General features: G+C 37.9%; 9 protein-coding genes. 2 read left to right on the top strand and 7 right to left on the bottom strand.

Annotated features, from left to right (window positions below):
- Positions 1 to 105 precede the first annotated feature (105 nt).
- Positions 106 to 2,436, top strand: a complete 2,331-nt coding sequence (locus AC012T_RS00740) for a CHASE2 domain-containing protein (protein ID WP_487062396.1) — start codon at positions 106 to 108, stop codon at positions 2,434 to 2,436.
- On the opposite strand, the gene AC012T_RS00735 is transcribed toward AC012T_RS00740, so the two are convergent.
- From AC012T_RS00735 to AC012T_RS00720, 4 genes are all read right to left on the bottom strand, one after another.
- Positions 2,415 to 2,513, bottom strand: a complete 99-nt coding sequence (locus AC012T_RS00735) for a hypothetical protein (protein WP_487062394.1) — start codon at positions 2,511 to 2,513, stop codon at positions 2,415 to 2,417. The two genes, AC012T_RS00740 and AC012T_RS00735, sit on opposite strands and share 22 nt — an antisense overlap.
- Positions 2,514 to 2,705: 192 nt before the next feature.
- A complete protein-coding gene (locus tag AC012T_RS00730; protein ID WP_487062392.1) occupies positions 2,706 to 2,927 on the bottom strand; it encodes a hypothetical protein in 222 nt (73 codons plus the stop codon).
- Between the two features lie 319 nt (positions 2,928 to 3,246).
- On the bottom strand, positions 3,247 to 3,555 hold the full coding sequence (locus AC012T_RS00725) for a zeta toxin family protein (RefSeq protein WP_487062390.1): 309 nt from the start codon (positions 3,553 to 3,555) through the stop codon (positions 3,247 to 3,249).
- 79 nt (positions 3,556 to 3,634) lie between these two features.
- Positions 3,635 to 3,757: a hypothetical protein gene (locus tag AC012T_RS00720; protein ID WP_487062388.1), complete on the bottom strand. Its 123-nt coding sequence runs from the start codon at positions 3,755 to 3,757 to the stop codon at positions 3,635 to 3,637.
- 167 nt (positions 3,758 to 3,924) lie between these two features.
- On the opposite strand from AC012T_RS00720, the gene AC012T_RS00715 reads away from it, so the two are divergent.
- A complete protein-coding gene (locus tag AC012T_RS00715) occupies positions 3,925 to 4,707 on the top strand; it encodes a DUF928 domain-containing protein (protein WP_487062386.1) in 783 nt (260 codons plus the stop codon).
- A gap of 234 nt (positions 4,708 to 4,941) precedes the next feature.
- Here AC012T_RS00715 and AC012T_RS00710 read toward each other — a convergent pair whose 3' ends face one another.
- The 3 genes from AC012T_RS00710 to AC012T_RS00700 all read right to left on the bottom strand — a co-directional run bounded on the left by AC012T_RS00710 (position 4,942) and on the right by AC012T_RS00700 (position 11,710).
- On the bottom strand, positions 4,942 to 7,119 hold the full coding sequence (locus tag AC012T_RS00710; protein WP_487062384.1) for a calcium-binding protein: 2,178 nt from the start codon (positions 7,117 to 7,119) through the stop codon (positions 4,942 to 4,944).
- A gap of 232 nt (positions 7,120 to 7,351) precedes the next feature.
- Positions 7,352 to 8,974, bottom strand: a complete 1,623-nt coding sequence (locus AC012T_RS00705) for a calcium-binding protein (protein WP_487062382.1) — start codon at positions 8,972 to 8,974, stop codon at positions 7,352 to 7,354.
- Positions 8,975 to 9,118: 144 nt separating this feature from the next.
- Positions 9,119 to 11,710 (bottom strand): CHAT domain-containing protein, encoded by a 2,592-nt coding sequence (locus AC012T_RS00700; RefSeq protein ID WP_487062380.1) that lies wholly within the window; start codon positions 11,708 to 11,710, stop codon positions 9,119 to 9,121.
- Between the last annotated feature and the right edge of the window lie 14 nt (positions 11,711 to 11,724).

Here is an 11,724-nt window from a genome sequence, read left to right as displayed (position 1 = left end):
ACTAAGAGTCAATTTATTTGCATCAAGTCTGCTTTTTTATGGTAAATTACGTATAATTAAGAATGGCTTGTTAAATCATCAATCACCAATTACCAATTACCAACCATGAGTAAATTGATCGTCCTAAATTTAGGAAAAGGCAACCTACAACAAGGGTTTCCCACGGTCATAGCTCAACTTTGGCAAACGGATGCGCCTACTCCCATGCAGTTTACAGGTGGATTACCTGTTGCACCACAATTAGACAATCTTTATCGACGTTGGCAACAATTGTATACGGCTTTGTATGCCAGTTTAGGATGGCGTGGTAACAACATTTCGGAATTTGAAATTGAAGAAGAAGACGTTACCAATATTTCTCAAGCTGAGTTTGAAAGTATTTGCCAAGAATTACAAAAATGTCTGAATACATGGCTTAATAGTTTAGCGTTTCTGAATGTTGACCGCAAACTACGTACCCAACTTTTACCTACGGATGAAATTCGCTGCGTTATTACGGCTGAATGTGATCAGATTTTTAAATTGCCTTGGTGTTTATGGCATTTTTTTAATGATTACCCATTAGCAGAAATAGCCCTCAGTCCTCCTGAATATAGCCGTGCAATTAAAAATAATTCCCGCAAGACTAATGGTAAGGTGAGAATTTTAGCGATTTTGGGAGATAGCCATCACATTGATGTGGAGAAAGACCAAAATTTACTTCAGCAATTACCTAATGCGGAACTCAAGTTTTTAGTTGAACCCAATCGTTCCCAACTTACAGAACAATTATGGGAATCTGGGTGGGATATTCTTTTTTTTGCGGGGCATAGTTCTAGCCAAGGTAAAGGGAGAATGGTATTGAATCCCCAGGAAACTTTGACCATTGATCAATTAAAGTATGGTTTGCAAAAAGCGATCGCACAAGGTTTGCAGTTAGCCATCTTTAACTCTTGTGATGGTTTGGGAATCGCAGAAGATTTAGCTGATTTGCATTTACCGCAAGTAATTGTCATGCGAGAACCTGTCCCAGACCGGGTTGCACAGGAATTTCTCAAGCATTTTCTCGCAGCTTTTTCACGCGGACAAACGTTGTATACAGCAGTTAGAGAAGCTAGGGAAAGATTACAGTCTTTAGAAAATGATTTTCCCTGCGCTACTTGGTTGCCTGTTATTTGCCAAAATCCCGCCGAAATATCCCCAAATTGGCAGGATTTCTGTAACCAAAAATTAGGCTTACAGTTTTCACGTCCCAATTTACGCCAGTTACCAATTGTTTTTATTGGTAGTTCAATGGTTGCTTTATCTATCCTATTAATACGACTCTTAGGGGGGCTGCAAGCCCTAGAATTGGCAGCATTTGACCAATTAATGCAACTCCGTCCGGAAGAAGCGCCAGACTCCCGTTTGTTGGTTGTAACCATCACAGACCACGATATTCAAGCCCAAGGGAAAGAACCTAGACAAGGTTCACTTTCAGATAAATATCTGAACTTATTACTCACAAAACTAGAACAATATCAACCAGCAGCCATTGGTTTAGATATATACCGGGATTTTCCCGTGAGTGCGAACCAACCAGAACTAGCCAAAAGAATGCAAAAAAGCGATCGCTTGATTGCTATTTGTAAACGTGCTGACCCAGAATATGACCCCACAGGCGTTTCACCTCCACCGGAAGTACCAGAAGCAAGGTTAGGTTTTAGTGATTTTGTCCAAGACGATGACAGTATACTGCGCCGTCATTTGGTAGCAATGACCCCAAATCCCATCTCCTCAACTTGTACACCAGCTTATGCCTTCAGCACCCAGTTAGCATTCTTATATCTGCAATCACGAGGAATTACAGCCAAATTTACACCAGATTGGAATTTACAACTAGGAAATAAAACCTTCGGACGTTTGCACAAAAGAAGTGGCAGTTATAACTCGATAGATGCCCAAGGTAGCCAGATTTTGCTAAATTATCGTTTTTCGCCCTCTGTGCAGACAATCGCCCCACAAGTTACCATGAGCCAAGTCCTAAACGGACAAATCAACCCCAATGCCCTCAAAAATCGAATTATTCTAATCGGTGTCACCAGTAATAGCAGTAGTGATTATTGGTCTACACCCTATAGTAAAAGCCCTTTAGAAGTTGTACCAGGCATATTCATTCAAGCACAGATGGTCAGTCAGATTATCAGTGCTGGTTTAGAAAACCGCCCCTTGTTATGGGTTTGGACGCAATGGGTTGAAATTTGCTGGATTTGGTATTGGTCTTTCACAGGAGGATTACTAGCTTGGTATGTGAGAAAAATCACTTATTTAATCATGGTCTTAGCGATCGCAATAATCACACTATTTGGACTCTGCTTAATCATACTCATTCAGGGCGGTTGGATACCCTTAGTACCAGCGATAATTGCTTTGCTAGTTTCCAGCATTCAAATCAACTATCTCAGCAGAAAAAAGTGACAGAGGGCAGAGAGAGGAGAAAAATAAGAATTACAGTGATCAATATCTAATGGTGTCTCATTTTCTACTTCTTTCATGGCTAGAATAACTCCTTCATCTTCTAGTGCTTCTAGCAACCGTAAATATTCTTAAAAATCCATGACTGCTTGTCTGAATATTACCCTCAATATCAGTAATCAATTCTTGAGCAAAGGGATATTTATCAGCTTGCATTTTGTTTATCTTGTTGGTAAGATGAACACATTTATTAATGTCAAATTCCTAAAATTTTACCTTAACATATTAATATCACGAGATGGTATCTCATCTGCTGTTAAAGTCACCACTTTACCATCTCTCAAAATACTAATATATTCTCCTAACCTGCGATGTCTTTCTATAGCTTGAGCAATAGCGAATTTCACACCAGCATCTATTTTTTGATGTAACTCTGTAACAGGAACTTGAGATTTATTCTCTTGCTGTGATTTGATTCCAGATTCCGTATTCATAAATTACCACTTCCTTATCAATACCTGATTCAGCCACTAATTGAGGTTCATTTCCAGAATTATTATATACTATCCAAGTATCACATACAGGTAAATAAAGATCGGTTAGGTTTCTCCGTCCACGTTCATAGCGTCTGCGGATGATATCTTCTGGAATATTATGACCTCCACTTGCTACCCGTCTGCTTACCCTAGATATTGCTAATTCTGGAGTTTCTAACCAAAAGAATATTAAGTTGATTATATAATCTTGATCTTTACATTTTTTTAGGACTTACGCAAGATTAAACTCAAAACCTGATTCTTGCGTAGGGGTAATTCATGAATTACCCCTACTTCCGTTCTGTTTTGCGTAAGTCCTGTTTTTAATAAAACGCGCAAAATTACGAGCAGCTAAAGTTGTTTCAAAAGCAAAATTAGCTTTGTCATTAACAAGAGTTTCTAATCTTTTCAACATTAACCTTCCTGCTTCAATAGCTACAGATTCAGAATTGAGAGGAGAAATACCTTCGGCGATTTTATCAGCATTAACATATTCAAACACTTCTAGAAAATACGGGAGAATTTGCAAAGCGACGGTAGTTTTTCCAGAACCATTTGCACCGCCGATAATGTACAGGTTAGGCATAGTTATGCTAATATATATTAATAAGTGGCTTCTTTATGGGTATTTTACCATTTGTTAAATCCTTATTCAATTACGCGACTTATTTAATTATTGTTTTAGCGATCGCAATAGTCACACTATTTGAACTTTGCTTAATCATACTCATACAGGGCGGTTGGATACCCTTAGTACCACCAATAATTTCTTTACTAGTTGCCAGCATTCAAATTACCTGTATCCGAACAAAAATAGCAAGTGAAAGGTAATAGGCGACCGAAACAAGGCATTTTTGAATTTTGAAATTCTCTATTAAAAATTACGAATTTTGACTTAGTAATTTGTATAACAATTTATCAACCCTATTTTGTGATTAAAAAATTAATTATTCCCATGAAAAAACTACTTTGGTTTCATACCATCACCCTCATCTCTGCAATAAATTTGAACATTTTTAATTTGCCAGAAAATTGGCAAAGTCAAGCTCAAACTTTAACATCAACCACCAAAATCAAGTATATTGCACCAGTAGTACAAGAACAGCCAGGAGAACCAAAAGGACGACGTAGAGGTGGGGGCAGTCGTGGCCCATGTAAGCAATATGAAACCATGACAGCATTAGTACCTGTAACTAAAACCGAAAATAAAGATATAGTTTGGGGAAACTCAGCATCTCAAACCCCAATATTTTGGTTTTTTGTACCTGATAAATTAACCCCCAAACTTCCTGTAGAGTTTGTAATCCAAGACGAAGCAGATAATTATGTCTATCAAACAAAATTTAATCCACCAGAAACACCAGCAGGTATAGTTAGTTTAGCTGTAAAACCTACAGTACCCTTAGAAACTGCTAAATCTTATCGTTGGACTTTTTCTGTTTCTTGTGATCCAGATAAACCTTCTGCATCAGTTTATGTTCGAGGTTCAATGACACAAATAGCCCCTAATGCAACACTGCAAAAACAACTAGCAGCAGCTAAAACACCTTTAGAAAAAGCCGTTATCTTTGCCGAAAATGGTATTTGGCATGATGCATTAACGACTTTAGGTGAACAAATGCAAAACAGTAAATCTATAGATCCAGAAATTACATCTGTTTGGGCTGAGTTGCTTAAACAAGTTAATTTAGATAATTCTGCGTCTGCTTCTATTGTTCCTTGTTGCACACCCAAATAATAGACATAATGCAATAGTTAAACCCACATTACGCAAGATGTGACCGAAAACCTCATTTTTCCGTAGCGGTAATTCATGTAGCTTGCTTGCCCGAAGGGTATTACCGCTATTTTCGTTGTGTTGTGCGTAAGTCCTATGGGATAAAAAAACACTCTAGGAATTAAAAATAATTTCTGAGTGCTGTGTTTATTAGGCTTGAGATTATGAATTTGGGAAACCAATTTATAGGAAATATTAAACAAGCTGAACATCTAAACTAACTGCGAAACCAGCAGGTATATTCTCAAGAGTAGCGAATTGATTGCCTTGGAATAACAAGCCACCAGTAGCGTTATTGTAACTGAAACTATTGAGGTCAGTGATACCAAATCCAACTTGAGAAATCTGAATTTTGTCACCTTCTATCCAACTAAAATCTTTGATAATGTCTAAGCCTTCTAAAATAGAGTTGAAGACAAATTTATCAGCCCCAGATCCACCTGTAAGGATATCATTACCAAATCCACCCACTAAAGTATCATCGCCAGTGCTACCCCGCAGTTTATCAGCATATTGTGTACCAGTAATCTCAAACTTCTCAATATTGCTATATCTAAGCAGGGTAAAACTAGAGGATAAATCATCGCTACCACTGTCAGAAGTACCAGAGAATAAGGGATTATGACTATTGTTAGAAGTGCCAGAGTATAAGGGATTGTTATTAGTAGAAGCACTACTGCCAAGAATGTTGCTATAGATTAGATTTTCTCCGTTGTATCCCACTTCAATCTCAAAACCATTATTAAATTGACTGTAGTCGGCTATGAGAGTGTCACTACCGGCACCACCATCAACATTTCCATCTATATCAACTAAAGTATCATCACCGTCACCACCAAAGAGGTAATCATAACCAGCGCCACCACCGATGACATCATTACCAGCACCACCATTAAGGATATCATTGCGATCGCTACCAACAAGCAAGTCTCCATATTGCGTACCAGTTACATGAAATTGCTCAATATTAGTGTAATCAAGTACAACTTCACCCCCTGATAAACTGCGAATTCCTTCTCTGCCAAAGATTCCAAAATAGACACCAGCACCATTATTAAACAGACCGTAGTCAGAAATCAGAGTATCAATTCCTTCACCACCATCAGCAATTCCATTGATATCAATTAAAACGTCATTCCCATCACCACCATTTAAAATATCATTACCAGCCCCACCACTAATTTCATCATTACCACCACCACCATTGAGAATGTCATTGTTTGTACCACCCCGCAGTTTATCTGCATATTGTGTACCAGTGATATCAAACTTTTCAACATTGCTATATGTAAGTAAAACAGAAGCATTATAAGCAAAGGGACTACCAAAAGGTATGCTGTTGTCATTACTATAGATGGCATTTTCTCCGTTGTATCCCACTTCAATCCCAACACCATTATTAAACAGACCGTAGTTGGCTATGAGAGTATCAGAACCAGCACCACCATCAACCAATCCCTGAATATTAATTAAATTATCATTACCAGCCCCACCAAATAAGTAGTTATAACCACCACCACCATCAAGAGTGTCATTATTAGTGCCACCCCGCAAAATATCGTTATATTGTGTACCTGTAATTTCAAACTTTTCAACATTGCTATATCTCAGCAACACAGAAGGAGAATACAAGTAATCGTTACCAGAATTATTATTACTAGGACTGCTCGTATACTTGCTGTAGATAGCACTTTCTCCGTTGTATCCCACTTCAATCCCAACACCATTATTAAACAGGCTATAGTCTGCCTTTAGAGTATCAGTACCCGCACCACCATCAACAATTCCTTGAATATCAGTTAAATTATCATTACCATCCCCACCATTCAGATAGTCAAAACCAGCACCACCATTTAAATTATCATTACCAGCCCCACCAAAGATTTCATCATCACCATCTCCACCATTGAGGTTGTCATTATAAGCGCCACCTTGCAAAATATCTACATATTTTGTGCCAGTGATTTCAAACCTCTCAACATTGTTGTAAGTCAGTAAACCACTAGCATCAACGCGACTAAAGATGATGTTGTATCCCAACCATCCCACATGAATACCAGCACCATTATCAAACTGGCTATAATCTGCTTTTAGAAAATCAATACCAGCACCACCATCAACACTACCTTGGATATCAACTAAAATATCATCACCATCTCCACCATAGATATAATCGTAACCTTCCCCACCATTGATATTATCGTTGCCACCGCCACCGTAGATGGTATCATTTCCTTCATCGCCATTTATGATGTCGTCATTATTTCCACCAGTTAAGATATCATCGCCGCCTTTTCCAGAAATCACCCAAGATAAACCATCATTAGGTGCGGTAAAGATATTATTGTTATTGTCACCTGTATATCTAGGCATTTTAGTTTGTCCTTTATTGTTGCAAATTTGAATTCCTTGCTGAGTTACACGGTTGACTTTTGAAGTTTATGCAAAAATGTGAAAAATAAAAAATCTGCTATGAGTTCCGTTATTAAACAAAAACCCAGTCTAGGACTGGGGAAAATTGATTATTAAAATTGCGCTTGAGTTTTTAGAAAATAACAATCTTAAAAGAAGGTAGAAAACCTTCAGCATTTTCTAGATCAGAGTTTTAAACAAGTTGAACGTCTAAACTAATCGAGAATCCAGCAGGTTTATTCTCAAGAGTAGCCAACTGAGTTCCTTGGAAGAACAAGCCACCAGTAACATCGTTATAACTGAAACTATTGAGGTCAGTAACACCAAAACCGATTTGAGAAATCTGAATCTTATCACCTTGCACCCAACTGAAATCCTTGATAATATCTAAGCCTTCTAGTTTGGAGTTGAAAACAAAGTTATCTGCACCAACACCACCATAAAAAGTATCATTACCAGTTCCACCGATTAGAGTATCATTACCAGCATCGCCATAGAAGATGTCATTACCAGCGCCACCATTGAAGATGTCATTACCTGAACGTCCCTCAAAAACATCTTGATATTGTGAACCAGTAATATTGTATTTTTCTATATTAGAGACATTAACCAAAACCTGACCATTGACACGACTAAAAACATTATTTGAACCATTCCACCCCAAATGAATACCAGCGCCGTCCACTTTAGCAGTGTAATCAGCTACTAAAGTATCAATACCAGCACCACCATCAACCGTACCATTCGCATTTATCAAAGTATCATTGCCAGCACCACCGCTGAGGGTATCATCACTAGCACCTCCCCGGAGAATATCATCATATTGTGTGCCTGTGATGTTAAATCGCTCAACATTCACATGACCCAGTAAAAAATTACCTGTTTGGCGACTAAAAATAGCATTTTGTTGCACATCAATACCCGCACCATTATTGAACAGGCTGTAGTCGGCAACTAAAGTATCCACACCAACACCACCATCAATACTAGCTTGGGTATCAATCACAATATCATTACCTGCTCCGGCGATTATTTGATCATTACCACCAGCACCATTGAGAGTGTCATCACCAGACCCACCCCGGAGAATATCAGCATATTGTGTGCCTGTGATATTAAATCGCTCAATATTGCTGTAATTGAGTAAAGGATTATAAGTAAGACGGCTGAAGATGGCATTTTGTCCACTGTATCCCAAATCAATACCAGCACCATTATTGAACTGACTGTAGTCGGCCACTAAAATGTCAGAACCAGCACCACCATCAATATTACCTTCACTATCAATTAAAACGTCATTCCCATCTCCGCCAAAGAGGTAATCATAACCAGCCGCACCATTGATTTCATCATTACCACCACCACCTCTGAGAGTGTCGCTATCAGCAGCACCTTGCAAAACATCGTCATATTTTGTGCCTGTGATGTCAAACTTCTCAATATTGCTGTAAGTCAGCAAACCACTGGCATCACGGCGACTAAAGATGATGTTGTATCCCGCATATCCAACATGAACACCAAAACCATTGTCGAACTGGCTATAGTCTGCCCTGAGAGTATCAGTACCGCCACCACCATTGACATTACCTTGGATATCAACCAATAAATCATCACCTTCCCCACCAGAGATATAATCATAACCTTCTCCACCACTGATGGTATCGTTGCCTTCATCGCCATTTATGGTATCGTCACCAGTCCCACCAGTTAGGATATCATCGCCGCCTTCTCCATAAATCACCCAAGATGAGCCGTCATTAGGTGCAATAAAGATATTATTTTGCTCGTCACCTGTGTATGTACCAAATGTAGACATTTTAGTTTGTCCTTTATTCTTGCAAAGTTTGCGTGTAATGGAGTTGGGTGTTAGCTTTTCAACTCCTTGCTGAATTACACGGTTGACTTTTGGGGTTTATGCAAAGTTAAAGGAACAAATCTAAAAATTTTTTTGAGCAACCTACTACAGCCAATTTCCCAATAATACGTAAGATGCCCAATGCACAGGATGTCGATAATCTGGGTCTTTTAATAGTGAAAGTTGCGCGAGTCGCAGTGCTTCTGCCTTTGTCACTTGCTTAGTTGCTAACTCTTTATAAAATTGACCAATGAGAAGCGCCCCAGATTCATCGTCTAGACTCCAAAGAGAAGCTAAGGTACTGCGTGCGCCGGCTTGAACTGCTATTCCAGCTAGTCCTAAAGCCGCTCGTTTGTCTCCTTCGGCTGTTTCGCAAGCACTCAAAACCAGTAATTCAATGGGTTCAGGTCTAGTTTGTTCTCTACTACGCAGCAAATCTTTTAATTCATTGACTTTCATGGGCTTATCCCAAGCCAATACAAAGGTGTCATCAGCATTGGAACTAAATTGACCATGAGTTGCCAAGTGTACAACAGAAAAAGGTAGAGAGTCTATTTGTTGACGTAATGCTGTACTCGTAAATGTCTGATTCAACAGAACTTGACTCGGTACTTCTGACTCAACTGCTTTTAATTCTTCATTGACATTCGGTAAAGAACTAAATCCATGTCTTGCTTCTGTCAGTCCAGCTACCAAAGTTTTTAACCTACTTTCCTGTAAAGGCCGAGGGCCCAATAATTCTAAACCGGGCGTAAGTGCCAGACTGTATTGTTCTAATAAATATTGTTTGCCATCATATAAAGCAGCCATTGGGATATTTCGCAAAGAACCGTCCAAAATAAAAACTAATGTTTTCACCTGACTTTGAGCAAGTTCTGTTTGTACGGGACGAATTAACCAATCATAAATTTTTGCAGATAATAATTTTCCTTCGGGAGTTGTATAAGGTTTTTCTAAATTAAATCTGAGTTCTGCAACAATTTCTTCAAGTTCAATTTGAGAAACTTGAGCAGTGTAGTGACGTAACCCTTGTTGGGGTAAACTCAGAATTACTTCTAGTTTGTCTTTGAGAATAATTGGATAAATTACTGCTGCTTGTGATTCTTGAATCTGTTCAATTGGTACTATCTGTCCTTCTAGACAAGCAGAACGAAAAAAGTTATCAAGCTCTGCTAATTGTAATGATTCAATAACTTGACGAGCTTGTTTTAACTGCTCTTGACTAGGTTCTTGATTTGTTCCCGGATTGAAAAGTAATTCTACATATTCACGATATACAGGTTCTACAGTTTCCCGAAAAGAAAATTGAATATCTGTGTTAACTGCAACTAAATCACTCCGTAAAGATTTTAAGGTTGTGAAGGCTACTTTATAAGCATCTGTTGCTGGTTTGATTGAGCCTTGAGCTTTTAAAATTCTTCCTAATTGCCACTGCCATTGATAGGCAACATCTGGAGCATTAATAGCTTGGGCTATTTGTAGAGCTTGTTCAGTTAACTCTTGAGCATTTGACCATTGCTGAGTTTTTTCATATAGTCCACCTAAATAACCTAAAGCATAAGATTCGGCTTTTTGATCATTTAAACTTTTAGCTTGTTGCAGTGCTGTTACTAATAATTTAGCAGATTCGGTTTCTTGATTTCCCAATTTTACCAAATTTTTTGCTAGATTAATATGAGCATAAATTGTGGAACGACTAGGAGATAATTTAGCTAATTTTGGCTGTAACTGAATCCAGATATTGTTGGCATCTGCTAATTTATCAGTATTGATTAAAAGGTAAATTTGATTAATATTAGCTTGGATTTGTGTAATGTTTATAGATGAACTTGTAGCAGCCTGTTCATAGTATTTTAATGCAGATTCTTGATCTCCTTGGGTATAAGCTGTGTTACCTAAACTGAGTAATGTGGAACTTATTTCTAGTTTATCTAGATTATCTGCACTTTGTAATAATTGTAAGTTTTGTTGTAATATTTTCCGAGAATCATCAAAAGCACCTAATAATCTGAGAGCATTACCCAAACTACGCAAACTTGTACTTTTTAATTGTGTATTTGGCTGATTTTCTAGTGCTTTTTCGACATTTATGAGCGTTTTACGTGCTTGGAGGTAAAGCCCTAAAGCTTGTTGAGCTTGTGCCTGATTTATTAAACTACCAATTCTCCCTTGTATATAACCGACTTCAGTGTAAATATTAGTTGCTTGCTGCCAAGTATTTAAAGCTTGTTCTGCTTGACCTTGAGCTAATTCTAAACTTCCTTGAATATTGAAAGTTTGAGCCAGAATTAGTTTTGTTTGTGGAGTTATTTGTTTGATATTTCTTAGTAGCTGAAGACTAGAAGTAATTGCTTCTTTTGCTTGCTGCCACCGTCCCAATTTTTGATAAGCTAAAGAAAGATAATTTAGCACCATTGATTGAGATGATAAATTATTTCTGTTCTTTTCAGATGTAAGTGCCAATTGCCAAATATTGATAGCTTCAGTATATCTTTCTGTTTGATATAGTTCTCTACCTTGTTGAATTAAATTGGAAAGTTCCTGTGCTTGTGCAGTTGGAGAACTAGAAGCAAAAGGTGGAACAGTTGCAGATGTAACTGTTCTAAATTCGAGTATCAGTGTTAGACTTATTCCTGTTAGTACACAAAGCAGAAAAGCTATAACTTTACACAATAATTTAGGTATTTTTTTTGCCATCTGAAGATTGGTAA

The sequence above is a fragment of the Anabaena sp. EIM26 genome (genome assembly GCF_057568715.1).
The sequence above is the reverse complement of the archived record's forward strand: the minus strand, read 5'-3'. Positions and strand labels throughout refer to the sequence as shown.